Annotated in this window: 20 protein-coding genes and 1 tRNA gene; 7 read left to right on the top strand and 14 right to left on the bottom strand. The window is 62.6% G+C overall.

All coding sequences use genetic code 11. From position 1 onward, the window contains the following. Positions 1 to 61: 61 nt before the first annotated feature. From yidC to rpmH, 3 genes are read right to left on the bottom strand one after another with little or no spacing between them, the layout of a single operon-like run. Entirely contained in the window at positions 62 to 1,852 is a 1,791-nt protein-coding gene (yidC, locus tag AX760_RS23980; protein WP_083531325.1) for a membrane protein insertase YidC, read from the bottom strand. Further along, positions 1,852 to 2,259: a ribonuclease P protein component gene (rnpA, locus tag AX760_RS23975; RefSeq protein WP_071835528.1), complete on the bottom strand. Its 408-nt coding sequence runs from the start codon at positions 2,257 to 2,259 to the stop codon at positions 1,852 to 1,854. The genes yidC and rnpA overlap by 1 nt, the downstream gene beginning before the upstream one ends. A gap of 15 nt (positions 2,260 to 2,274) precedes the next feature. Beyond that, complete coding sequence (rpmH, locus tag AX760_RS23970; RefSeq protein WP_071835527.1) at positions 2,275 to 2,412, bottom strand: 50S ribosomal protein L34; 138 nt, start codon at positions 2,410 to 2,412, stop codon at positions 2,275 to 2,277. A gap of 414 nt (positions 2,413 to 2,826) precedes the next feature. Here rpmH and AX760_RS23965 point away from each other — a divergent pair, with 414 nt between their 5' ends. The 4 genes from AX760_RS23965 (at position 2,827) to AX760_RS23950 (ending at position 8,576) form a co-directional block, all read left to right on the top strand. Next, positions 2,827 to 4,854, top strand: coding sequence for a methyl-accepting chemotaxis protein (locus AX760_RS23965; protein WP_071835526.1), 2,028 nt, complete (start codon positions 2,827 to 2,829; stop codon positions 4,852 to 4,854). Between the two features lie 300 nt (positions 4,855 to 5,154). Beyond that, entirely contained in the window at positions 5,155 to 6,633 is a 1,479-nt protein-coding gene (locus tag AX760_RS23960) for an ATP-binding protein (RefSeq protein ID WP_425348893.1), read from the top strand. Between the two features lie 171 nt (positions 6,634 to 6,804). Next, positions 6,805 to 6,881, top strand: a tRNA-Arg gene (locus AX760_RS23955). 372 nt (positions 6,882 to 7,253) lie between these two features. After that, on the top strand, positions 7,254 to 8,576 hold the full coding sequence (locus tag AX760_RS23950; protein WP_071835525.1) for a capsular polysaccharide export protein, LipB/KpsS family: 1,323 nt from the start codon (positions 7,254 to 7,256) through the stop codon (positions 8,574 to 8,576). A 26-nt stretch (positions 8,577 to 8,602) separates the two neighbouring features. Here the strand turns inward: AX760_RS23950 and AX760_RS23945 are convergent, their stop codons facing one another. The 6 genes from AX760_RS23945 to spdA form a co-directional block, all read right to left on the bottom strand. After that, complete coding sequence (locus tag AX760_RS23945; protein ID WP_071835524.1) at positions 8,603 to 9,244, bottom strand: acyltransferase; 642 nt, start codon at positions 9,242 to 9,244, stop codon at positions 8,603 to 8,605. 62 nt (positions 9,245 to 9,306) lie between these two features. After that, positions 9,307 to 10,293: an aldo/keto reductase gene (locus AX760_RS23940; protein ID WP_071835523.1), complete on the bottom strand. Its 987-nt coding sequence runs from the start codon at positions 10,291 to 10,293 to the stop codon at positions 9,307 to 9,309. Between the two features lie 951 nt (positions 10,294 to 11,244). Then, entirely contained in the window at positions 11,245 to 11,832 is a 588-nt protein-coding gene (locus AX760_RS23935; RefSeq protein ID WP_071835522.1) for an IMPACT family protein, read from the bottom strand. Between the two features lie 208 nt (positions 11,833 to 12,040). Beyond that, positions 12,041 to 15,742, bottom strand: coding sequence for a trifunctional transcriptional regulator/proline dehydrogenase/L-glutamate gamma-semialdehyde dehydrogenase (gene putA, locus AX760_RS23930; protein WP_071835521.1), 3,702 nt, complete (start codon positions 15,740 to 15,742; stop codon positions 12,041 to 12,043). Positions 15,743 to 15,930: 188 nt separating this feature from the next. Continuing rightward, positions 15,931 to 16,245 carry a YkgJ family cysteine cluster protein gene (locus AX760_RS23925; protein ID WP_071835520.1) on the bottom strand — a complete coding sequence of 105 codons (315 nt, stop codon included), beginning with the start codon at positions 16,243 to 16,245 and terminating at the stop codon, positions 15,931 to 15,933. Positions 16,246 to 16,420: 175 nt separating this feature from the next. Then, positions 16,421 to 17,227 (bottom strand): 2', 3'cyclic nucleotide phosphodiesterase SpdA, encoded by an 807-nt coding sequence (gene spdA / locus AX760_RS23920; protein WP_071835653.1) that lies wholly within the window; start codon positions 17,225 to 17,227, stop codon positions 16,421 to 16,423. A 234-nt stretch (positions 17,228 to 17,461) separates the two neighbouring features. Between spdA and AX760_RS23915 the strand changes: the two genes are divergently transcribed. After that, positions 17,462 to 18,496 (top strand): proline racemase family protein, encoded by a 1,035-nt coding sequence (locus tag AX760_RS23915; protein ID WP_071835519.1) that lies wholly within the window; start codon positions 17,462 to 17,464, stop codon positions 18,494 to 18,496. 24 nt (positions 18,497 to 18,520) lie between these two features. Here the strand turns inward: AX760_RS23915 and AX760_RS28250 are convergent, their stop codons facing one another. Continuing rightward, entirely contained in the window at positions 18,521 to 19,426 is a 906-nt protein-coding gene (locus tag AX760_RS28250) for a tetratricopeptide repeat protein (RefSeq protein WP_139276028.1), read from the bottom strand. A 155-nt stretch (positions 19,427 to 19,581) separates the two neighbouring features. Here AX760_RS28250 and AX760_RS23905 point away from each other — a divergent pair, with 155 nt between their 5' ends. Then, positions 19,582 to 20,226: a FecR domain-containing protein gene (locus AX760_RS23905; RefSeq protein WP_083531324.1), complete on the top strand. Its 645-nt coding sequence runs from the start codon at positions 19,582 to 19,584 to the stop codon at positions 20,224 to 20,226. A gap of 144 nt (positions 20,227 to 20,370) precedes the next feature. Here the strand turns inward: AX760_RS23905 and AX760_RS23900 are convergent, their stop codons facing one another. Together AX760_RS23900 and AX760_RS23895 are read right to left on the bottom strand one after the other, a co-directional pair. Continuing rightward, positions 20,371 to 22,158, bottom strand: a complete 1,788-nt coding sequence (locus AX760_RS23900) for a CHASE2 domain-containing protein (protein WP_071835651.1) — start codon at positions 22,156 to 22,158, stop codon at positions 20,371 to 20,373. A gap of 73 nt (positions 22,159 to 22,231) precedes the next feature. After that, entirely contained in the window at positions 22,232 to 22,936 is a 705-nt protein-coding gene (locus AX760_RS23895) for a Crp/Fnr family transcriptional regulator (RefSeq protein ID WP_071835517.1), read from the bottom strand. A 315-nt stretch (positions 22,937 to 23,251) separates the two neighbouring features. On the opposite strand from AX760_RS23895, the gene AX760_RS23890 reads away from it, so the two are divergent. Beyond that, a complete protein-coding gene (locus AX760_RS23890; protein ID WP_071835516.1) occupies positions 23,252 to 23,635 on the top strand; it encodes a DoxX family protein in 384 nt (127 codons plus the stop codon). A 72-nt stretch (positions 23,636 to 23,707) separates the two neighbouring features. Here the strand turns inward: AX760_RS23890 and AX760_RS23885 are convergent, their stop codons facing one another. Continuing rightward, the gene (locus AX760_RS23885) at positions 23,708 to 24,136 is read right to left on the bottom strand and encodes an RbsD/FucU family protein (protein ID WP_071835515.1); all 429 of its coding nucleotides are present in this window, start codon (positions 24,134 to 24,136) and stop codon (positions 23,708 to 23,710) included. After that, complete coding sequence (locus AX760_RS23880) at positions 24,136 to 25,368, bottom strand: ROK family transcriptional regulator (protein ID WP_071835514.1); 1,233 nt, start codon at positions 25,366 to 25,368, stop codon at positions 24,136 to 24,138. Before AX760_RS23880 ends, AX760_RS23885 begins: the two co-directional genes overlap by 1 nt. Positions 25,369 to 25,511: the final 143 nt, after the last annotated feature.

Genomic DNA, 25,511 nt, shown 5'->3' with positions numbered 1-25,511 from the left:
TCCGGCAAGAAAAAACCCCGGATATCGATCCGGGGTTTTTCAAGCGGCAGGTTTGGACCGGCTATTCGGCCGGCTTTGGTTTCTTGCTGAACAATCCCTTGAGATTGTCGAACAGTTCGACCTTGACGCCTTGGCGTTTCATGATGAAGGCCTGCTGGGTGATCGAGAGCGTGTTGTTCCAGGCCCAGTAGATCACCAGACCGGCCGGGAAGGTGGCCAGCATGAAGGTGAAGACGACGGGCATCCAGGTGAACAGCATCGCCTGGGTCGGATCCGGCGGCGTCGGGTTCATGCGCATCTGCAGGAACATGGTGATACCCATGATCAGCGGCCAGACGCCGATCATCAGCATTGCAGGAACCTCGAAGGGCAGCAGGCCGAACAGGTTGAACAGCGAGGTCGGATCCGGTGCTGAAAGATCCTGGATCCAGCCGAAGAACGGCGCGTGGCGCATTTCGATGGTGACGTAGATCACCTTGTAAAGCGCGAAGAACACCGGGATCTGCAACAGGATCGGCCAGCAGCCGGCGATCGGGTTGATCTTCTCTTCCTTGTAGAGCGCCATCATGCCCTGCTGCAGGGCCATGCGGTCGTCGCCGTGTTTCTTCTTCAGTTCCTCCATCTTCGGCTGAACCTTCTTCATATTGGCCATGGAAGCATACTGCTTGCTGGCCAGCGGGAAGAAGAGAAGCTTGACGACAACGGTGGTCATCAGGATGGCGACGCCGAAGTTTCCGAAATAGCGGAAGAAGAAGTCCATCATTTTGAACATCGGCTTGGTGATGAAGTAGAACCAGCCCCAGTCGATCAGCAGGTCGAACTGCGGGATCGCGTAGCTCTGTTCATACCCATCGACGAGCGGTACCTGCTTGGCTCCGGCAAAGACGAGGTTCTTCAGTTCGCTGGACTGGCCGGGCGCAATCGTGATTGCGTCCTGCTTGTAGTCCGCCTGGTAGCGCGGGCGACCGTCCGGGAAATGCGCGAACTTGGCCTCATAGGGTGTCGCCTGCGGTGGAACGATCGTTGCAGCCCAGTATTTGTCGGTAATGCCGAGCCAGCCGGTCGTCGTCTTGCCGGGCTGGATCGGCGCGTCGTCCTCGACCTTGCCATAGGCGACTTCGGTCAGGCCGTGTTCGCCGATCACCCCGATAAAGCCTTCATGCAGAACATAGACGCTCGGCTCGATCGGCTTGTTGAAGCGGGTCACGCGGCCGTAGGACGATACGGAAATCGGCGCGGTGCTGCCATTGTTGATGGCATCCGTCACCTGGAACATGAAATGATCGTCGATCGAGATCGTGCGGGTGAAGACCACGCCTTTTTCATTGGTGAAGGACAGCGTCACCGGTGTTGACGCTGTCAGCTTGTCGCCACCGGCAAGGGTCCAGACCGTTGATGGTCCTGGAACGGTTCCGCTCGCGTCATTGCCGATATAGCCAAGTTCGGTGAAATAGCCCTGTGCCGTATCGGCCGGGCTGAAGAGCGTGATCAACGGGCTCTTGTCGTCGACCGTCTCGTGGTATTCCTTGAGCTTCAGGTCGTCAAAGCGGGCGCCGGTCAGGTTGATCGAGCCGCTCAGTGCCGGCGTATCGATCGCGACACGGGCGGATTTGGCGATCGCCTGGTCGCGATTTTCGCTGGCGCCGGGAACAGCGCCATTGGCCGGCAGCGCCTGGCCCGGTGTTGCCTGCGAGGCCGCGGTGCCAGAACCGGCCGCTTGCGTCTGCGCCTGCTGGGCTTCGGCGGCCAGGCGATCCTTCTCGATCTTCGGATTGACGTAGAGGAACTGCCAGGCAATCAGGATGAGCACGGACAGGGCAATTGCCACGAAGTAATTGCGGTTTTTTTCCATCATTCTTTCCTGGAGCCGGCCTGTTCGGGCCGCTTATGTTTCGGCTTGTTTTCGATGCGTTCGCGCAGGCTCCTGGTGATCCGCTCGAAGGGGGCAGTCAGAAGGTCGCGCCGGGCGACAATCACATAGTCGTGTCCCGGCCTCATTGCAAATCCGGCAGTGAGCCGCACGGCCTCCTTGAGGCGTCGTCTCATCCGGTTGCGTTCCACGGCGTTGCCGTGTTTCTTGGTCACAGTGAAACCGGCGCGAGCGGGTTCCTCCGGCATGTTCCGGTCGAGGACCTCGAGAAGGAAGAGAGGCCCCTTCCTCTGTTCACCAGCGCGAACAGCAAGAAACTGCGGGCGACTTTTCAGCCGCCCGGCAGTTATTTCTTCAGTGCTTGACGTCAATCGCCCGCGATCTGTCATCGGGCAATGCCGGCTTTACGCCGACAGACGCTTGCGGCCACGGGCGCGGCGAGCGGTGATGACCTTACGGCCGCCCTTGGTGGCGATACGGGAACGAAAACCGTGCCGGCGCTTGCGGACAAGCTTGGACGGTTGGTAGGTACGCTTCGTCATTTATTTTAATACCGCGGTGTGCGGCCCTTCTTGGGTTTGCTTCGTAGCAAGGAGCGTTACGTTCCGGACATGGCACGGCCACAGGGCAACGCAGGTTGACCGGACGTGCGCGGCTTATAAGGGGAAACGCCTTGCGGAGTCAATTCCCGTCCCGGATGTCCCGTCGGATCGTTGAAGCGCCGTATGCCATGAGTTGGCGCTCCGCGAGCAGGGAGTTGTCGGTCGATGTGCATCCGGAGGTTGAAGCGTCAGTAAACGCTAACCTATTTGACTTACCGGATTATTAATACAAGCCCCCTAAATTCTAGAGGGCTTCTGATGCGAATCGTTAATCATTCGTGATTTAGAGTGTTCGCACATTCAGTGAAGCCAATCCTGCATTTCCGGCGTTTTGGCTTGAAGGAGACGTAGGAAATGAAAATTCGCGGCAAGATCTATTTGATGGTCGGGGTCATGAGCTTTGTGGCGCTGGCGATTACCGGAGTGGCGTTGATCGTCGCGACCGAATACAATTCCAAACTCGCCCGGTTCGACAACGCATCCGATCGCGCCTTCAACGGTGAGCACCTCAACCGCATCGTCACGGCTGTCGTCATGGAAGCGCGCGGAATTTACGCAGCGCCAACAGCCGAAAAGGCGAAGAACTTTGCCGACGGGCTGACGAAGAATCTCGACAAGATGGATGCGCTGCTGACGGAATGGCGCCCGCAGGTCCCGGCCGAACAGCTTCCGGCGTTCGAAGCGGTGGTCACCCGTGCAGCCGAATTCCGGACGTTCCGCACCGAGACGGCCCGCCTCAGCCAGGAGGTTGATCCCAAGGCGGCCAACGAGCAGGGCAACAACGAGCTGAACCGCGCCAACCGCAAGGCTTTCCAGGCGGAAATTGACGCGGTTGTCGAAACCGACAAGACCGCGCTTGACGCGATCAAGGCGGACATCAGTTCGTTCGAAAGCTCGATGATCACGCTCATCCTCGCCATGGCAGGGCTCGGTCTCTCCGCCGGTATCGGCACGGCGGCGTATATCGCTACCAATCAGCTCAGCCGCCCGATTCTGGATCTGACCGAAAAAATGAAGCAGCTTGCCGGTGGCAATCTGGATGTCATCGTGCCCTTTGCCGGCCGCAAGGACGAAATCGGCGAAATGGCCGAGGCTGTCGAAGTCTTCAAGCGCAATGGCCTTGCCGTTCGCGAACTGAACAGCCAGGAAGCGGCGCTGCGTGAAAAGAGCGCGGATCTGCAGTCCAGCATCGCCGTCGTCGTGGCCGCTGCCGCGGCCGGCGATTTCCGCAAGCGTATCGAGAAGGACTATCAGAACGAGGACCTCAACCGGTTTTCCGGCAGCGTCAACGAACTCGTCAGCAGCGTCGACACGGGCATCAACGAGACGCGCCGCGTGATCGCCAGCCTGGCAAACGGCGACCTGACGCAGAATATGGATGGCCAGTTCCAGGGCGCCTTTGCCGAACTGCAGACGAACGTCAACGACACGCTGTTCACGCTGCAGAAGACGATGCGCGAAGTCCGCACCACCACGGATTCGATCAATGGCAATTCCTCGGAACTGCGCTCCGCCACCGACGATCTGTCGCGCCGCACCGAACAGCAGGCCGCAGCCCTCGAAGAAACCTCCGCAGCGCTCGATGAGATCACGGTTGCCGTGCGCAATTCCACGGAGCGCGCCCAGGAAGCGACCGTCATGGTCAACGAGGCCAAGCAGAGTGCAGCCCAGTCGGGCGAAGTCGTGCGCAACACCGTCAGCGCGATGGGTCGCATCGAGCAGGCCGCCAATGAGATCGGCCAGATTACCAATGTGATCGACGAGATCGCCTTCCAGACCAACCTGCTGGCGCTGAATGCCGGCGTCGAAGCGGCCCGTGCCGGCGATGCGGGCAAGGGCTTCGCGGTCGTCGCCCAGGAAGTCCGTGAACTGGCCCAGCGGGCTGCGAGTGCTGCCAAGGACATCAAGGGCCTGATTTCGAAATCGGGCTCGGAAGTCGCGACCGGCGTCAAGCTTGTTCAGGAAACCGGCGTCGTCCTCGGCCAGATCGAGAATCGTGTTCTCCAGATCAACGATCACATCCATTCGATCGCCGTTGCCGCGCGCGAGCAGTCGACGGGGCTGAGCGAAGTCAGCACCGCCATCAACCAGATGGATCAGGTCACCCAGCAGAACGCTGCCATGGTCGAGGAGGCCAATGCCGCCACGCACAAGCTGTCTGCCGAAGCCGGCAGCCTGGCCCGTCTTGTCTCCCAGTTCAAGGTGGATCAGGGACAGGGACACGCACAGAGCAATGGGCGCAGTGCAGCTCCCGCTCCCGTCCATGAGACGGCCCGTCCGGTCGCCTCTCCCGCCCGTCGGATGATGGGCACTGTTGCCCGTGCCTTTGGTGGCGGGTCGACAAATGCCGCGGTCTCCAAGGATACGTGGGAAGAGTTCTGAAACCAGACCATCGAAATCAAGCGTCCGCGTCAGCCGAAAAGCTGGCGCGGACGCTTCCGTTTTACGGCAGCGTCCTGTTTAAGGTTGCGTGCCCGGAGACCGCGCTCAGACTCTTTGTTTGGAGACGTTGCCCAGACGGCCAGGATACCGCGCCAAGATAGCGCGGGTGACCGGTGATGACGGAGATTGGAAAACGCGCGGCGATCGCCTATCATGGGTCTCCGGCATTCCAGCCGCCGTCCGCGCAATCCCCCTTCCTGCGGCGTGCCTTGGCGGAAGCCTCGGGAAGAGCGCATGATGATGGACGACACCGAGCGGGACGCGGCGCCTGAAGAACCACCGGTTCGGGCATGGTTCCTCCGCGGCCTTTCCGGACGGCTTCTGCTGCTCACCATTATTTTCGTCATGCTCGCCGAAGTCCTGATCTTCGTGCCGTCCGTTGCCAATATGCGGCTTCGCTGGCTGGAGGACAGGCTGAACACGGCCGCCGCCGCTGCTGTCGTGGTGGATGGCATGGACAATGTCGAACTGTCCCGCACGGTTCAGGAAGACACGCTGATGGCGACAGGGACCAAGGCCATCGTGCTGCGCCGCAGCACGGAATCGCGGCTGGTCGCCGCCGTCAACATGCCGCCCGAGGTCGATGACCAGTATGATCTCGCCGCAATGACGCCGCTGACGGCCATACGCGATGCTTTCGACACCCTTATTTTTGGCGGCGACCGGATCCTGCGGGTGTTCGGGCCGGTCGGCGACAGCGACGCGACCATCGAACTGGTCATCGAGGATTCGAGCCTGCGCAAGGCGATGCTCGCCTATGCCCGCAACGTCTTTTTTCTCTCGCTGGTCATATCGCTGATCACCGCCGCGCTGATCTTCCTGTCGATCAACCGGCTGATGATTCGCCCGATCCGCCGCATGACGACAAGCATGCGCGCCTTTTCCGCCGATCCGTCCGATCCGGCCCGTGTGCTTGCGGCCTCGCAGGGCACGGACGAACTCTCGGTCGCCGGCCAGCATCTTGCCAGCATGCAGCGGCATCTGCAGAAAACGCTGAAGCAGCAGAAGAACCTTGCCGATCTCGGCCTCGCCGTTTCCAAGATCAATCATGACATGCGCAACATCCTGTCCTCGGCACAGCTGATTTCCGATCGCCTTGCCAGCGTCGACGATCCGATCGTCAAGCGCTTCGCACCCACTTTGCTGCGCAGCATCGACAGGGCCGTGGGCTATACGACCGAGGTCCTGTCCTATGGGCGAACGACGGAGCCGGAGCCCCACCGCCGTTTCGTTGCGCTGCGCCCCCTGGTCACCGACGTGTCTGAAATGCTGGCCATCGATCCGAAATCCGATATCGAGTTCAGCATCCAGATCGCCGATGACCTTCAGGTCGATGCTGATAGCGAACAGCTGTTCCGCGTCGTCCACAATATCTGCCGCAACGCGGTGCAGGCGCTGATGAACGATGCGTCGGGCGCGGCCGGCCGGCGGCTGGTCAGCGTCACCGCCCTGCGCACCGGCAGCGTGGTCAGCATATCCATCGACGACAACGGCCCCGGCATGCCGCCCAGGGCGCGGGAAAACCTGTTTTCGGCGTTTCGAGGGTCGGTGCGTTCCGGTGGTACCGGACTTGGGCTCGCGATCGCCCGGGAGCTGGTGCTGGCCCATGGCGGAACGATCGCCCTGGTCGAGAAGGCGACACCCGGCACCCTGTTCCGGATCGAATTGCCGGATCGCCCGGTGCCTCTCGACGCCTTCCGCACGAAGGCAAGGCATTGAGATCGCTGCCAACCCGTCTCCGCGTCGCGGAAAGCCGGCATATCCGGGCTTCCTCCACAGGGCAGGACAGGCTTCCTTTCTAAAAATGATTTTTTCGCGGAAATTCGCTTGCAATCCCCCCGCGGACGTTTTAGAGGATCGCCACGCAAGCGGTTCAGGCCGCAGCGAAAAGCACCCGTAGCTCAGCTGGATAGAGCATCAGACTACGAATCTGAGGGTCGGACGTTCGAATCGTTCCGGGTGCACCATTTCTCATTTCCTACATCGACGCATAGCGGCTTCATCGGTCCGTCCTGTCTTTTGACGGCCGTGTCCATGCTTTGACGCAACGGGACTTCCCGTCGCTTGACAATGGTTTTCCACGGACGCGGCGATCTGCGCGCGCCGCACTGTCATGAACCTGTCACATGACCTTAATACTAGCTGATCCTGCGATATGCTGATCGGGCATTGTCGGGTTTGCCGATGCGGCCCGCTCGGTGAGGGTGGCTGCGTCGCCGCCAGGCCAACTTCCGAGATGGCCGCCGTCGCTCAGCGAAACCGTCCGGATCGGGTCGGCAACCTCTCGGGGACTGTGCTCGAGCTTAAGCGAATGAAATTGCTGCAGACAGGGAAATGACATGAAGCCAAACAGTCCGTTGCAGATATTCAAGGCGATGTATCGATACGGTCGCATTCCGTTTCGGCGTTGGAGCAGCACAGGCAAGCCGACGGCGTTTGTGCTCGGTCTCAGCCCCTGGAAGGACTTCATCCAGGATTGGCTGCCCAACGAAGCCATTCACCGGCGCGACAAGTCTTTCACCCGATTTGAATTCTACCTGTCGATCGTGCCCTGGGTGCTGGCGGACAGGCAGAGCAAGATGTATGTCTGGGGATACAAACATCCGGATTACGTCGAGACCTTCTGCAAGCGCTTCAACGTCCCTTTGATCCGCATCGAGGACGGCTTCATTCGCTCTGTTGCGCTCGGCGCGACCAAGGCACCGCCGCTCTCTTTGTGTTTTGATTCGTCGGTCCTCTATTTCGACCCGACGGGCCGGAGCGACCTGGAAGAAATCATCGACACCCGTGATTTCGCCGGCGATCCGGAGCTTGTGAACCGTGCGCGGCGCGGGATCGACCTTCTGCTCAGCACGCGCCTCAGCAAATACAACACATCCGAGGATGTGGATGTCGAAACGATCTATGGCCCGAAAACCCGGCGCAGGGTGCTGGTGGTCGGGCAGGTCGAAGGCGATATGTCGATTATCAAGGGGTGCAATCTCAAGATCGACAACAATGATCTGGTCAGGATCGCCGCACGCGAAAATCCCGATGCGCAGATCATCTACAAGCCGCACCCGGAAGTCCTGCACGGCACACGCAAGGATCCGCCGCAGTCCAATCCCGACCTCGTCCGCAGCTTTGCGCTTGTGCTCGATCAGGATATCACGCTGGCAGACGCCTTCAAGACCGTGGACCATGTCTACACAATCACCTCGCTATCCGGTTTCGAGGCGCTGATCAGGGGCATCAAGGTTACCTGCCTGGGCATGCCCTTTTATGCAGGGTGGGGAGCGACCGACGACCGGCAGCTTTGTGAACGACGGACCGCCCGTCGGTCGGTCGAGGAGATTTTCGCAGCTGCCTACCTGCTTTATCCGAAATATTTCGATCCCATCCTGCGCAAGGAGATTTCGTTCGAGGAGGCGCTGGCACTTCTGCAATGGATGAAGGAAAACAGAGCGGTCGCGGGCAAGGCGAGCGGCGTGACGCCGGCCGTTCCTGCGGGATCAAGCCGCGCGTTGCTGAGGCCGCTGCTTGCCGGTGCCTCGAAGGAGAAGATCGATACGATACGCCAGCTTCTCGACGTCCTCGATCCGCCGCGCAAACCGAAACTACCGTTGAAGCCAAAAGCGCCTCCCAAGGCAAAGCGGTGGCCCTTGAAAGCTTCGGGCGGCTGAACGACCCGGGACCTGAAGCATCGGCTTCAGTCTTTCCACTGGTTCATCTGTGCCCTTGAAAACTGATCGCGGCGTGACCTGTTCCAGGTGATGCCGCGTTTGACGACCCTCGCGGGTGTGCCGGCAAGGATGGTTCCTTCCTCGTCGAACTGACCATTGACGAAGGCCATTGCCCCGACGATGCAATCGGATGGCACCACCGCCCCCTTGTTGATGATCGCGCCCACCCCGACCCAGACATGGTCGCCGATCCGGATGGATTGCGCCGGGTTGATCCGCTTGCGCGTCACGCGGTCGATGACGGAATGGGCATCCGTCGTGCGGATTTCTATTTCGCGCGAAAACATGCACCATTTACCGATATGCACGTCACAGTTCTCCTGGCACAGCAGGTAGACATCGACCGTCGTCGACTGATCACCGAAGGTCACAGTCTGGCCTTCACCCTTGACGATAATCTCGCCGCGGAAGTGGCAGGTGTCGCCGATCAGAACCTTGTTGTTGTTGCCCTGGAACTCGACCGTCCCGCTGAATTTCGTGCCCTTGCCGATCGACAGCACATTGCCGGTTCCCGTCTTGCCAAAAACCCGCCCCTTGAGCGCTGCCGCCCCTTCATTGAGGAATGTGTTTCCTGCGATTAACTCATTGCGGAAGATCGGCGGTTTCATGCGGCTTCCTTAAAGGCAGGGGCTGGCGTGGCTTGCAGGCTTCAGAGCGTGGATCCGAGATCCTACCATTTCTGGTGGACGTGGACCTTGATCAGGCGGTCGTAGATCTCGGCGATGGCCGCCATGGTTTCGGCAGGGATCGCCGGCAGGCTGCTGGCGGATGCGTTGGATTGCGCCTGCGCCTCGTTGCGGGCGCCGGGGATGACGACGGAGACGGCCTGACTCTCGAGAATCCAGCGCAAGGCAAACGGCGCCATGGCGACGCCCTTGGGCACCAGCGGACGCAACTGCTCGACGGCTTCAAGCGCAACCTCGAACGGCACGCCGGCAAAGGTCTCGCCGACGTCGAAGAATTCGCCATTGCGGTTGAACAGGCGGTGATCGTCGGCGGCAAAGGCGGTCTGCGTGGTGATCTTGCCCGACAGCAGGCCGGACGCCAGCGGCACGCGGACGATGACGCCGACATTCTTCTTCTGCGCCTGGGCAAAGAACAGGTCGTGTGGACGCTGGCGGAAGATGTTGTAGATGATCTGGATGGTCGCGACGCCGGGATATTCGATCGCCTTCAGGCCTTCCTCGACCGTCGAGACCGAGACGCCGTAATTGCGGATCTTGCCTTTGACCGTGAGCGCGTCGAGCGCTCCGAACATCTCAGGCCGGTAGAAGACATCAGTCGGCGGGCAATGCAACTGCACGAGATCGAGCGTCTCGACGCCGAGGTTTGTGAGGCTCCGGTCGATGAAGCCTTCGATGTTTTCAGCGGTGTAACCCTCCGCCACATGCGGGTTCAGCCGTCGTCCGGCCTTGGTGGCAACGAACGGCTTGTCGCCGCCGCGCTCGCGGAGAACCGCGGCGATGATCTTTTCCGAACGGCCGTCGCCATAGACATCGGCCGTGTCGATGAACGTGACGCCCGAATCCAGTGCTGCATTTAATGCCTTCTTGCCGTCCTCTTCGCTGACATCGCCCCAGGAGCCGCCGATCTGCCAGGCGCCGAAGCCGATTTCTGAAATGGAGGCGCCGGTGCGTCCCAGTGTTCTGTTTTTCATGATGGATCTCTCCCGTGCGACATCTCCCCATCGGACCGTCGCAATGCATCGTTCATCTGTGCCTTTTATCGACAGGGGCAAGGGGTAAAGTCAATTGTCTGAGCGCCTTCTGTCCACGCGCGGGATTTCGCCGTGGGCTCCGAGTTCGGTTCGGCCGGGCATCAAGGCTGCGTTCGGCCGGGGCACGACACGTGCCTCAGGGATTTGTAGGTAAATTGACACGCGCTGTGCCCCGCTCGGTGTCTTTTGCCGCGCTTCTCAGGTTCTTCTGCGCTTTTGGCCTTTGGAACAAAAGCCTCCAATGCCTCGGCCCGAGCTCTTACCCGCCCGGCCTTTCAATGAGGTGGGGCAAGTCCGGAACGCCCGGACCATCCCAATGTCCGGAGGAGAACCACCTTTCACCCAGCCCCCGGCTTCAGGCGGGCGTTCCGCCATTCCCCCGGGCCACCCGGTCCCGCCTCGCCGGCAACGCTCATCCGGTGGCGGGACGAGGCCATTCTAGGCACAGCGGATGCTGGCGACGTCTGGAGGCGCGATCGTGGATCCTCGGGTCAGGCCCGAGGATGACCAAGTGGGGGGGATGACCACGTGGGGAGGATGACCGAGTGGGGATGCGGACGACCGACTGGCCGAGATGGTCGAGTGGGAAAAGGACGGCCGAGGGCGGCCGCGAGGGTGGCGGCGTGGGGCCTGAGGATGCCGGAGGCGCGCGGGGAATAGGCCGTGGGGCAAGGCTGCAGTAGAACGACGGGCTCTGTCGGGTCGTTGGTTTTGTCCAGCCCCCCACTCCCGTCACGCTCGGCCTTGACCCGAGGATCCATCCGCGAATCTTCCGGCCCATGGGACCTCCCTTCCCAAGGACAAAGTGCGCATGACAGTGCGCAATCGGCCGCAGTTATTCCCGTCGGACGCGCGTCATGCCCCTCCTGAAAAGTGCAGCGAAGAAAGCGCCTAGTCGTCTTCGGCCACGATCACGGCGCGGCCGCGCGTGATGTCGGTCGCGGTTTTCACGGTCGTCTCGCTGATGTCGGCGGGCACATCGACGCTCAGCACGGCGCCGGTGTCGATGAAGGTCTCGCTGTCGATCCTGGCGCCCAGCCCGGTGATGCGTGCCTTCACCAGAGCCAGATCGGCAAAGTCGCAGGTGATGGTGAGGCGCAGGGTTTCGATCAGCTCGGTCTTGTCCATGGCGCGCAGGCAGCCGGCCGCCGTGCCGCCATAGGCGCGCATCAGCCCGCCGCTGCCAAGAAGGATGCCGCCGAACCAGCGGATGACCAGCGCCACCGTGCCGTCCAGAGACTGGCCGTCGATCGCCTGCAGGATCGGTTTGCCCGCCGTGCCGCTCGGCTCGCCGTCATCATTGAAACGATAGGCTTGGCCGATCCGCCAGGCCCAGCAATTGTGGGTGGCGGAGGGGTCGGAGTGCGCAGCGATGAAGTCCTTTGCCGCCTGTTCACTGGCCACGGGTCCGCAGATCGCCAGGAAGCGGCTCTTCTTGATATCCTGCGTGAGGGTTTCCGTGGTCTTGAGGAAGAACATGGCTGCGTTATCGCAGGGAAGCGGGGAACAGGAAAGCACTGTGCGGCTATCCGTTTTCTTTCCTCTTCTCCCCAGCCGGGACAAGGTGGCCCGAGGGGACGGATGAGGGGGGCGGCAAATCCGACATCTGCCACCCCCTCATCGCCTCGCGACGCTCGGCACTTCTCCCTACTGGGGAGAAAAGGGAGCACGCCGCATGTTTCCCTGGCTATCCGATCGACATCAGGCTGGCATTGCCGCCGGCCGCCGCCGTGTTGACGCTGGTCGAGACTTCCTCGAGAAGCCATTGCAGGCTGTAGGCATCCGGATTGCGCGACAGTTCTTCCGTCGAGGCCGCCTGAACGAGGACGAGCGGCCCGGGCAGGTCGGCGATCTCTAGGTTGGCCGCCCGGATCCGCTCCGGCCCGCCTTCGATCAGGGCGCCGGCAAAGGGGGCGTCCGCCTTCCACGTGGTCGTAAAGGCGGTGCGGGCGGCAACGGTCGCCGGAAGCGTCGAGAGGGCGCCTGTCAGGCCGGATGTCGTGTCGATCACGGCACTGTTGCCGGTGGCGAGAACAGCGGCAAGCTGCCGGTAGAGCCCGTCCTCTGTCTCGGCGACGAGCAGGATGCGGCCGCGCGGATGAAGCGCGTAGAGATTGCGCTCGCCGACCGGGCCGGCCAGTTCCGTGGTCAGCCCCAGCGCCGACTGGCTGCCGGTCTCGCGCGTGGCCTGCGCCTGTGCCTTCAGGCCCTTGCCGTCAAGCCATTTGGCGAAATCGAGCAGCACCGGATCGGTGTGCACGGAGCTGTGCTGCGGCGGGATCGGCGGCGTTGTCACCAGCCGACCAAGATAGAGCGGCCCGCCGGCCTTTGGGCCTGTTCCCGAGAGACCGCGCCCGCCAAATGGCTGGACGCCAACGACGGCGCCGATGATGTTGCGGTTGACGTAGAGATTGCCGGCCTTCACCCGCGAGGTGACATGGGCGATGGTTTCGTCCAGCCGCGTGTGCAGGCCGAAGGTCAGGCCATAGCCGGTATCGTTGATGTCGTCGATCAGCCGGTCGAGATCGTCGCGCTCATAGCGCAGCACATGCAGCACCGGGCCAAAAACCTCGCGCTTCAGGTCCGACAGGTGTTTCAGTTCAATGATCGTCGGTGGCACGAAGGTGCCGTTCGATGTGGCGTTGCCGGTGGCGATCTGCTCGACCCTGGCGCCGATGCCACGCATCGTTGCAATGTGTTTCTCGATGATGCCCTTGGCTTCGGCGGATATGACCGGGCCGACATCGACGGCGAGCCGGTCGGTCGGGCCGATATCGAGTTCGTCCAGCGCGCCCTTCAGCATCGACAGCACGCGATCGGCGACATCCGCCTGCAGGCAGAGCACGCGCAGCGCCGAGCAACGCTGGCCGGCGCTGTCGAAGGCGGATGCGATGACGTCGCCGACGACCTGTTCGGCAAGCGCGGACGAGTCGACGATCATCGCGTTCTGGCCACCGGTTTCGGCGATCAGCGGGATCGGCCGGCCATCGGCAGACAGCCGGTCTGCCAGTTGCGCCTGGATCAGCCGCGCCACCTCGGTCGAGCCGGTAAACATAACGCCGGCAATGCCCGGCGAGGCAACCAAAGCCGCACCAATGCGACCATCGCCGGGAAGCAGCTGCAGCGCTTCTTTCGGGATGCCCGCTGCATGCAGGATGCGCACGCCTTCCGCCGCGATCAGCGGCGTTTCCTCGGCAGGCTTTGCCAGCACGGGATTGCCGGCAACGAGAGCTGCGGCGATCTGGCCGGAGAAGATGGCGAGCGGAAAATTCCACGGGCTGATGCAGACGATCGGCCCCAGTGCCTGATGGGCCGGACCCAGCGTGCGGGCTGCCTGTTCGGCATAATAGCGCAGGAAGTCGATCGCCTCGCGGACTTCGGCAATCGCATTCGGCAGCGATTTTCCCGCTTCGCGGACGATCAGGCCGAGCAGTGTCGGCATACGGTCCTGCATGATATCGGCGGCACGCATCAGGCAGGCGGCCCGCTCGACCGGCGAAACGGCGCTCCAGGCGGCGCCGGCCGACACAGCGACGTTTACGGCGCGGCTGGCATCCTCGGGCATGGTTTCCGTTACCGAGCCAACGACGTCGCGATGGTCACCGGGATTGAGCACCGTCCGTGTCTCGCCCTCAGCCGGCGACAGGCCGAGAAGCGGCGCTGCCGTCCATTCGGCCGCAGCGCTTTCCTTCAGCGCATCCGACAGCGACGACAGCGTCTCCTCGTTGGAGAGGTCGAGACCCGCGGAATTGCTGCGTCCGCCATAGAGATGGGCGGGCAGCTTGATCTGGTCGTGCTGGGCGCCCGGCACAGGCATGGCGCTGACAACATCGACGGGATCGGCGATCAGTTCGTCGACGGAAACCGCCGGATCGGCGATGCGGTTGACGAAGGAGGAGTTCGCACCGTTTTCGAGCAGGCGGCGGACGAGATAGGCAAGCAGCGTCTCATGGGTGCCGACAGGCGCGTAGATGCGGCAGGGGCGATCAAGATTGGTCTTGCCGACCACCTCGTCATAGAGCGGCTCGCCCATGCCGTGCAGGCACTGGAACTCGTAATCGCCGACCTTGAAATCGGATCCTGCCATTTCATAAATGGTCGCCAGCGATTGTGCATTGTGGGTCGCAAATTGCGGAAAGACCACGTCGGCGGCTTTGAGCAGCTTGGCAGCGCAGGCGATGTAGGAAATGTCGGTGTAGATCTTACGGGTGTAGACCGGAAAACCGGTCATGCCGTCGATCTGGGCGCGCTTGATCTCGGCGTCCCAATAGGCGCCCTTGACGAGGCGCACCATGATGCGGTGACCGGAGCGGCGGGCGAGATCGATGATGAAATCGAGCACGAAGGGGCAGCGCTTGCCATAGGCCTGGACGACGAAGCCCATGCCGTTCCAGCCGGACAGATCCGGATCGAGGCGCAGCGCTTCCAAGAGATCGAGCGACAGCTCCAGCCGGTCGGCCTCCTCGGCATCGATGTTGAGGCCGATGTCATAGCCCTTGGCAATCAGCGCCAGCGCCTTCACTCTCGGCAGCAATTCGGTCATCACCCGGGCCGCCTGGGCCCGGACATAACGCGGGTGCAGCGCCGAGAGCTTGATCGAGATGCCCGGCCCGTCATAGATGCCACGGCCGGCCGAGGCCTTGCCGATCGCATGGATGGCGTTTTCATAATCGGCAAAATAGCGCGTCGCGTCGGAAGCCGTGGTCGCGGCCTCGCCGAGCATGTCGTAGGAATAGCGAAAGCCCCTGGCCTCCAAGGCGCGGGAGCGCTTCAGCGCCTCGTCGATGGTTTCGCCGGTGACGAACTGCTCGCCCATCATGCGCATGGCCATGTCGACACCGCGGCGGATGACAGGCTCGCCGGCCCGCGCGATCAGCCGGGTGAGGGCTGCCGACAGGCTGCGATCATTGACGGTCGCCGTCAGCTTGCCGGTGACGACGAGGCCCCAGGTCGCGGCATTGACGAACAGCGAGCGGCCACCGCCGATATGCGAGCGCCAGTCGCCATCGGCGATCTTGTCGCGGATCAGCGCATCGCGGGTGGCGGTATCAGGAATGCGCAGCAGTGCTTCGGCCAGGCACATCAGCGCCACGCCTTCCTGGCTTGACAGCGAATATTCATGCACGAGGCCCTCGACGCCGGATCCCTTATGCTTGGCGCGCAGCGCAAGGATGAGCTTGCGGGCGGTCGCCTTGGCTTTTGTGCGGGTCGTTTCCGGCAGGGTGGCAGCTTCGAGCAGCGGCGGCAGGCAGTCCGTCTCCGGCCGGCGATAGGCATCGGTGATCGCGCGACGAAGCGCGGTCGGTGCGGCTATCGGCGGCGCAAAATCGGCAAAGGGCGCAGGGAGGGACGTCGATTCGGCAGTCTGTTTCTGATGTGGCTGGCTCATCGCATTCGTCCCTTTATAAGCGTGCCGGCGCACCCGAAATGGCCCGGACAGGAATGGGCAGAAATTAGCCTTGACGTCTCCGAATCTCCATCCGGTATTTTGATCCGATGACAGGCGTATTCACGGTTTATGATGGCATTGATAGTCAAATATCCGGCACATCAGAAATATGTCCGGACGATGAAAAGTCAGAGCAGAACAGTCTGTGACAGTTTCTGCCGCGCCATCAGGCACTCGTCGTCGCCGGGCATGCAGGTGCGGCAGACGATCGGTCGGACCGCGTAAATCTTGCAGCCGACATGGACGCCGAGCGTGCCTGACAATGCCGAGCAACGATTGTCCGGACAACGCATGCCGCCGAGATCGGCAGAAACGTATTCCGCCGGGATCTGGTCCAGTTCCTCGTCCGTTTCCAGCGAAAAACGCGGCCAGTCCTCAGAATAGCTGCAGCAGGCGCCGCAGGTCTGGCAATCGAAGTCTTCGGTGGGAACGGCAAGGGTCATGGGGGAAGGGTAGCATGAGACAGGGGAGGGTGAAATGCCTTGGCTCCCTCTTCTCCGAAGCGGGAGAAGGTGGCGCAAAGCGCCGGATGAGGGGGCGGGCTCTGAGGTTTGCGGTAAAATCCCCTCATCGCCTCGCCTGCGCTCGGCTCTTCTCCCGCTGGGGAGAAGAGGAAGGTTAAGCCACCGCTGCCTCTCTCACCGCAATCTCGTAATCCTCCGTATGCACCAGCACGCCCGTATCCGTCATCACGGCAATGCCGTAGGCGGCGGGCTCGTCGACGGACAGCGAGGGGTCGGGGGCGTCGAAGGGCATGGGCTGCTGGTGCACGGGGCTCTTGAACACCGAGAAGGGAATGCCGCGGCTCGAGCCGGAGATCGTCCGGTGCACATGGCCGGCAAAGATATGCAGCACATTGCCGTGGCGCTTGACCAGATCGTAGAATGCCGCCTCGTTGACCAGACGGATCATGTCCATGCCGGTAAAGCCGGTCGCATGCGGCGGATGGTGCATGAACAGCATCACCGGCCTGTCGCCGGCGCTGGCCAGTTGCCGGTCGAGCCAGTCCATGCGCGCTTCGCAGAGCAGGCCGGCATGGCTGGTGGGATAGTCGTAGGGCGGCGCAAGCAGCGTGTCGAGAACGAGCAGCCGGCAATCCGCAAGATCGATCACCTGCTGGACAAAGCCGTTTTCATCGGTCGGACAATCGGCGAAGACGTCGCGAAAGACCTCGCGGCGGTCATGATTGCCGATGGTGATGGCCCTGGGCGGGGTCAGCGTGTCGAGCAGGCCCTTCAGCCGCTCATAGGATGGCCGGTCACCCCGGTGGGTCAGGTCGCCGGTGAAGATCACGCAGGTCGCGTCGGCATGGTGCGTATTGACATGGGCGATGCCGGCCGCCAGCCGCTCGTAGGGGTCGAGCCCGATAATTGTCGTGCCCTCGGGCACCATGTGCAGGTCGGTGAAAATAATCAGCTTGGTCATGAGGGTCCGTTGGGCAAGATGGTGCGGGAAAGGATGCGTCGGCAAACGCTGCTTCGGAAAGGCACCACGCTGTCGCCAGGATGACCTTGCGTCAAGCAACATATCTGGGCCAATGACGGCAGGAGCGCAAAGCGGCGCAGCAACCGCCGGCACCCTAGGCAAGGGCGGGCCTCTGGTATATCAGATGACGGAAAGGCGCGGATGCCGTGAACAGTTTCGATCTGGAGTGACGGGATGAGATGGAAGCGGACGATGCAATTGCTGGATGTGCATTGCGAAGGCGAGATCGGCAAGGTCGCCATCGGCGGCGTGCCGAAAATCCCCGGAAACACGATTGCCGAGCAGTTGAACCACATCAATACGGTGGATGACAGCCTGCGCCGCTTTCTGTGCCTGGAGCCGCGCGCGGCCTCGATCGGCTCGGTCAACCTGCTCGTCCCGGCCAAGCGCCCGGAAGCCGATTTCGGCTTCATCATCCTGCAGGCCGACCAGGCCCATGCGATGTCCGGATCCAATTCGATCTGCGTCACGACGGCCCTGCTCGAAAGCGGCATGGTCGAGATGAAGGAGCCGGAAACAATCGTCATGCTCGACACCGCGGCCGGTCTCGTCAAGGCGACTGCCACCTGCCGCGACGGCCGTTGCGAGCGCGTCAAGCTGACCATGGTGCCGTCCTTCGTGCAGGACCTCGACGTCGAGATCGACACGCCGGACTGGGGCCGCATCAAGCTCGACATCTGCTATGGCGGGGTGTTCTACGCACTCGTCGACGTCGCCCAGATGGGCACGACGATCGAAAAGGCCAATGCCCGGCGCCTCGTCGAGGCCGGCATGTTCCTGAAGGACCTGGTCAACAAGACGATCCCGGTCGTGCATCCGGAAATTCCCGAAATCCGCGGCGTCGCCTATGTCATGTTCCGCGACACCGAGGCCGATGGCGCGGTGCGCACCTGCACCACCATGTGGCCCGGCCGCGTCGACCGTTCGCCCTGCGGCACGGGAAGCTCGGCCAATCTGGCGACCCTGCATGCGCGCGGTCTCGCCAAGGTCGGCGATGTCTTCACGTCGCGTTCGATCATCGGCTCGGAATTCGAGGCCTGCCTCGAAAGCGTGACCACGGTCGCAGGCCGCCCGGCGATCATCCCGACGATTTCCGGCCGGGGCTGGACGTTTGGCCTGCATCAGGTCTCGCTCGATCCCTTCGATCCGCTGGCCGACGGGTTTGCGCTGACCGATACCTGGGGTCCGCAGGCGGGCGAGATCCGCTGATACAAGCGACAAGGGGTCCGCGTCTCATCTGACGCGGCCACCTTTGGGAAGGATGAGCAGCGCCTCTTCGGTTGGCGGCGCCCGCGTGGTGTCGTTCTCTGTCCGCGCCAGGTCCTGAAGTTTCTGGCGGCCGAAGGCATCGCCCCGGCGGGCGGCTGCGGCATAGAGATCCTGGGCCGCCGCGAGATCACGGGTCACACCTTCGCCGGTTTCCAGCATCAGGCCGAGATTGATCATGGCATCGATATTGCCGCGCTCCGCAGCGATCTGGTAAAGCCAGGCCGCCTTGTCATTGTCTTCCGGCAGCAGTGTTCCCTCGTCGAACAAAACGGCGAGATTGAAGCTTGCGACAGCGTCGCGGGCCGCCGCGGCGCGGCCGAACCATTGGGCTGCAAGCGCACCGTTGACGGCGGTTCCGACGCCGTCGCGATACGCAACGCCGAGATTGTAGGCGGCAAGAATGTTGCCGGTCGCGGCGGCCTTCTGGTAGAGGCCGAATTCCTTGGTCGTATCGCCTTTTTCGCCGAGCATGACAGCATAATTGACCATGGCCAGCGCATGGCCGGCCTCTGCGGCCTCGGCGAGCAGCGTCATGGCCTGCAGCTTCTGGCCGGCCTTGTGCAGCACGCGGGCGAGCTGGAAGGTCTGGCGCGGACCGGCACCCTGATTGTAGGCCTCGCGGCAGGCCGAAAGGGCAATGCCGATCTTGATGTCGTCAGTGGCGACCGGCTTGAAACCCATATTGCGCTGCAGGTCGTGTTCGCTCCCGGCTTCCCGGTCGCAGAGATCCGATGGCATCAGGTCGGATGCGTGGCTGGCGGACGGCAGGGCGATGGCGGCGACGGACAGGGCGCTGATGGCGGCAAGCAGCGCCACGTTGATCATCGACACATTGATGAGGGGCATGCGTTTGCTTCTTGCGTTTCTCATGATGCTCTCCTTTAATTTGTCCCGACCATACGTTTCGTCTTCGCAACCGCCTGTTCCGTCGGAAACAGTGATAGAGAGTGTTTCAAGGCAAAACGGGATTGCGCAGACGGGTGGCCTTTCTGGCCGGTCGCCGGGTGTTCAAAAGGAGTAAGGACATGGTTCTCGAAACGATGCCGGCACGGCGCGGACTGATCGGCCGCCGACTGTTCATGGCGGGATGCAGCTTTGCGGCGGTCGCCCTTGCGGGCGTCTCGACGCGGGCCAATACGGTGATCGGCAAGGCCAACGACATTCGTGGCAAGGTCGATCGCAAGCAGGCCGAATTGCAGGAGGGCCTGGCGGCCGGCGGTTCGATCCTGGACAACGACACGGTCCTGACCGGGGCCGAGAGCTTCGCAGACCTGCAACTCGGCGGCGATACCCGCATCCTTCTCGGCAGCGAAACCGAACTTCTGGTCGACAGCTTCATTGCCGGACAGGGCGGAACGCTGGAACTCGGCATGGGGCAGATGGTCTTCGATCGGCCGGAAGGACTGCCGAAGATCGATCTGGCGCTCAGAACCACCTTCGGCATGATCGGCGTGCGCGGCACGAAATTCTTCTGCGGTCACAATCGCGGCGTCTTCGCCGTGTTCGTCGAGCACGGCCTGGTCTCGGTCGATGGCGGCGGGGTGACCAAAATGGTCGCAGCCGGGCAGGGTGTCGACATTGCCAATCCGGGCGATGCGCCAAAGGATCCGGTCGTCTGGGGGGCCGCCCGCATCGCCGAAGCCTATGCTAGCGTCGGTATCCGGCCCTAGTCGATCAAACCCGTCCGGCTCTCACCCTCTCCCCGCGAGCGGGGAACGGGGATTACCGAATTTGCCGCTTGTCCCTTTTCCCGTTTGCGGGGAAGGCGTTTGTCATTTTGAGACGAAGACAGGGCAAACGAGGGGCATGCCAAGCTAGCTATCGACGGTGAACAGTTCCATCGTGCCGAAGCCGCGGATCTCCTGCATATCCAGCGAGCGCAGCGACCGGCCGCTCTGGATGGCTGCTTCCGGGCCGATGCAGATCGACGTTCCCAGAAACTTGTTGGCCTCCTGGAGCCGGGCGGCCAGATTGATGGCGTCGCCATGGGCGGTATAGTCGAGCTTGCCGCCGGCTCCGACCTCGCCGAGCACAGCCATGCCGGTCTCGATGCCGATCCGCGTGCGGCCGAAATCGTTCTTTGCAAACAGCGGCCGTGTTCGCATTTCCTCCGTCAGGCTGCGCATTGCCCGGGCGCAGTCGATCGCCTTGTTGACATGGTCGTGGAGGTCTTCCGGCGCGTTGAAGAAGGCGTGCACGGCATCGCCCACCACCTTGTCCACCATGCCGCCATGGCTGGCAACGAGGCCGTTGACCTCCTCGTAGTAGATGTCGAGCAGGGTCACGAGCTCTCGCGGCGACAGCCGTTGCGACAGGGTTGAGAAGCTCTCGATGTCGGTAAACAATGCCGTCACCGGCCGCTCTTCGCCGGTTGCGTGGTCGGCGTCAGGGTCGTCGATATAGCGCGCCACCACCGATTGCGGCAGATATTGAGAAAACTTGCTGCGCGCCGCCGTTTCGGCCCGTTTCACCCGGGCAAACTGCAGCGTGCTGGTGGCGACCAGCACGACCAGCAGCATGACGCTGATGCTGACGGCATCGAGCAGCCAGGCGGTGGTGGCATAGACGCCCGCTGCCGTGGCCGTGGTCAACCCGATCGCCAGCACGCCGAGCGCCGCTGACGTCACCGGCCGCAGCCGGGTTGCGACGAGTGCGGTCAGGACGCCGCCAAGCAGCATGAACATGGCTTCGAACAAGGGCAGCCGCGCGTCCCGGCGCGGGATGAAATCGGTCAGGATGGCATTGGCGATATCGGCATGGATCTGCACAGACGGTTCGAGCGGCATCGACGCGGTTGCCCGCAGCCCCCCGAGATTGGGCAGGCTGCTGCCGATGAAGACGAGCTTGTCGGCAAAACGCGCCGCATCGACGGCGCCACTCAACACATCGCCGGCCGAAAGCGTGCGTTTTTCGATGGCATCGGCGGGGCTTGCTGCAAAGCGCAGGCTGCCATCCTCGTCCAGTTCGATGATCTGCCCGTCGAGCCGCAGCCAGGCCGGCTCACCGCCAAGGATCGGTGTCCGCACGGCGTCGGCAAGCCGGGCAGCCTCGACCCCGAGCGCGGGATAGGCGTCGTTGCCGATGATTGAAAAGGCCTGCACCCGGCGGATCCGGCTGTCCTCGTCGCCGACGAGGAAGGCGGCCGCCGCCGAACGGGATGCCTTCATCAGAAAGGCGCAGGATGTCTCGGCGCCGTCGATGAACCAGAGGTCCGGGATGGCGACCGGCTTGCGCAGGGCCAGCGGAGGCACCGGCACAGGACGCTCCGCCGCAGTATCGGCAATCAGGAAACCGAGCACCACGGGCGCGCCGCTGATGGCTTTTTCCAGGGCCGCGTTCGAGGCTTCCGCCGCATCGCAGGCCGTACTGAAGATGAAGTCGACGGCAATCACCCTGGCACCGGCATCTGTCAGCCGCGAAACCAGGTCGCCGGTCCGGGCGCGGTCCCAGCTCCGGTCCGGCGCCGCGAGAAAGGATTTGCGGTCGATATCAACGACGATGATCTCAGGCGATTGCGGCGCCGGCACCCATTGGGTCAGGGCGTCGAAAAACTGTTCCCTCTGGGTCTCGAAAATGGCCTCCGCATAGGCATAGAGCAGCATGGCACAGGCGAGGCTTGCCAGGATGCCTGCGGGGAGGGGCCGGACGCGGGGCAGCCGGAGGGTTTTCACACCGCTAGTCCTCTTCCGGATCCGCCAGTTTCTGCAGCCGGCCGATATGGCAGCTGATCACACCGTCGGCCCGCTTGATCGCAGAGGCTTCCTCGAGCGCGAGAATGGCGCGGTTGACCTTCGGCCGGCTGGCACCGAGGATGCCGGCAATGTCCGACTGGCTGAGCGTCAGCCGCAGATTGGCGCTTTCCGGCAGGTCGGTGCCGTGGATCTGTTTCAGTGTCGTCAGGAAAAAGCGCGCAACGCGGGCATTCAGGTCGTAAAGCGCGATGGTTTCCAGCTTGTCGGTGGTGTCGCGCAACTGCGTGCAGAGATAGCGGATGATCGATCCAGCAGCGTCCGGCGTATGGGTGATGAAGTCGAGGAAAGCCTTCTTGCTGATCACATAACCTTCGGTCACCGTGATCGCCGTTGCATCGGCCGATCGCGGCTGGTCGTCGAGGATGGCCATTTCGCCGAACAGCGCGCCGGCCTCGATGTGGCGCAACAGCAGTTCGCGGCCCTGCGGCGTGATCAGCGACAGCTTGATGCGGCCGGACACGACGGCAATCATGTAATTGCCTTCGTCGCCGCGCTGGAAGATCACGGTGCCCGGCGTCCATTTCCGATAGATCGCAAGCGCTGCCAGCGCGCCAATCGTCTCCTTGTCGAAATCCTCGAAAATCGGAAAGGAGCGCCAGAAGGCCGGACTCTTGTTGATTTCGCTCATGAGATTTTCGCCCGCCCCGGTCGAGGTCCGCAGGTTTTCCCGCGTGCCGCTGCAAATTCTTCTCGCAGTCTTCAAGGCGTTGCAACAAAAAAGACGTTTGCATGCGGCTCACGGCGGCAAATCAGAACGTCCGCCGGCCGTCTGCCGGCGAACAGCCGCGGAGAAAAGCCAAGGGCGACAGGCGTGGGCATGATTGACGACGGTGGCGACACGTTCGATATTTGTGAACAATCTGTCTTCCCGGCGCTGGCTAGTTGATTTTGAGATTGCTGATAAAGCTCTTTCCAGAGTGAACCCAAACAGGAGCCATCCTCCATGCCGCAGAACCTCGTCGTCCTCATCGGACGCATCCTTCTCTCCATCATCTTCATCGTTGCCGGCTACGGCAAGCTGACCGGCTTTGCCGGCACGGTGGGTTATTTCACCAGCCTCGGCCTGCCGGTTCCGACGCTGACCACCGCCCTTGTCATCGCCATCGAACTGCTCGGCGGTCTGGCAATCCTCGCCGGCTTCTTCACGCGTCCGGCGGCCTACGTCGTCGCCGCCTTCTGCCTCGGCTCGGCAGTCATCGGCCATGGCGACTTCTCGGTTGCTGGCAATGACATCCACTTCATGAAGAACCTGGCCATTGCCGGCGGCCTTCTCGTGCTCGCCGCTTTCGGCCCTGGCGCGCTTTCGGTCGACGCCCGCCGCGCCTGATCCGTTTCGCCTTGAGCACAAAAGCCCACCGGTGCAAGCCGGTGGGCTTTTGTGTTTTCGAGCATAGCCGGTTCAGGGGTAGATCACGCCCTTGCGCAGGATGACATTGCCGTAGAGCCGCGGCTCGCTGGTCTGAACGACCGTATGGGCGGCCCGCACACGCGGATAAAAATCCGGACCAAGAAGCGGCACGACGGCGCGGTCGGGTTCGTGGCGGGCGCAGCAGGCGATGATCTCTCGGTGCACGGGATCCAGCGCCTCCCGGTCCTGTTTCACGGTCGCGCGAAAAATCGCCTCCGGCACGAAATCATCGATCGGCATGACGCTGAGAATGGCGTCGAGCACCGGGATCAGGGCATGGCCATCCATCCGGATCAGCCGCCGGCCATGCTCGAGACCGGGATAGTTGCCATCCACCAGGGCGATCTCGTCACCATGGCCCATGGCCCGCAGCGTCGCCAGCAGTTCCGGGCTCAGGAGCGGGTTCAAACCTTTCAGCATCAGGCAGTTTCCTTGAAGAGAACGTTCGTGTTGATGAGATAACGGGCAAACAAGGGCAGGCTGGCCGCGCCGATGGCACGGGCCTGCGCGCCGACCGTGCCTTCGATGATGTCGGGCATGACCACGCCTTCGAGATCCAGCCTGCCGACCGCCTCGCGCGTTGCCGTGACGACGCGCTCGCGGACCCAGGCGGGAAAGCCACCATCGATGACCGCCGCATTGAAATCGATGATCGAGGCGGAGGAGACGACGGCCTGGGCTAGGGCTTCGGCGGTCAGCTGGATCCAGCTGTCCAGCGGTTCGCCGAAATCGATCCATTCGTCGGCCGAATACCAGAGCGGTTTCGGATCGATGCCCTTGTCGCGCAGAAGATTTTCCAGAACGAAGATCGAGGCGATCTTCAGGAGTTGCTGCGGCTTGCCGTTCCTGTCGGAGACCTGCAGCGGGCCAACGGCGCCGGCCGTGCCTGTCCGTCCGGAAAACAGCGAGGAATTCAGGACGATACCGCCGCCGATGAAGGAGCCGATGTAGAAATAGATGAAGTCCGGATAGTTGGCGCCGACGCCGAAGATCAGCTCCGCGCCGCAGGCGCTGGTCGCATCGTTCTGCATCAAGACGGGATGATGGGTGCGGGCGGCGACCGCTTCGCGCAGATCGAAATCGCGCCAGCGCTCCATCTTTTCGACAGGTGCGCCGGTTTCGCCAGCCCAGCTCCACAGCTGGAAGGGCGTGGCGATGCCGACGCCGGCAATCCGCCCTCTCTGCTCTTCGGTCAGCATCCGTTCAAGCTTCGGCATGCCCTCGGTGATGAAGGTCAGGATTTCATCCGGCATCGGATAGGCATGGATCCGGTGCAGCTGCAGCCGGATGGTGCCGACGAAATCCATCAGCACCAGGTCGCAGCTGCGCCGGCCGATCTTGACGCCGTAGGAATAAACCGCATCCGGATTGAGCCGCATCGGGATTGACGGCTGGCCGACCTTGCCGCGCACCGGCTCGCCGCGCGTCAGGAGATCGTCCTTTTCGAGGACCCGCATGATCACGGTCACCGTTTGCGCCGACAGGCCGGAACGCCGGGCGATGTCGGCTTTCGACAGGCTGCCATGGCGGCGCACCAGCGACATGACCAGTCGCTCATTGTGGGCGCGGACGCGCGTCAGGTTCGCGCCGCCCGCCGGGTCGACGACGTCCGGCATGGGCGATGCAACAGCGGCATCGGCGTGTGATGTCATGCCCCTGTTCCTCCGCCGGCGCGACACTGGGTTCGGATTGGGTGTGTCCGAGCCGGTTTGCCGATCGCGCCTTCCTGTCCGTTTCTTATGTGTGCACTGCACAAATTCATGCTGCATGCCCATTGTCTGGGCAGAGAATGGCA

It is taken from the genome of Pararhizobium antarcticum (assembly GCF_001885585.1).
GTDB classification, from domain to species: domain Bacteria; phylum Pseudomonadota; class Alphaproteobacteria; order Rhizobiales; family Rhizobiaceae; genus Pararhizobium; species Pararhizobium antarcticum.
The sequence above is the reverse complement of the archived record's forward strand: the minus strand, read 5'-3'. Positions and strand labels throughout refer to the sequence as shown.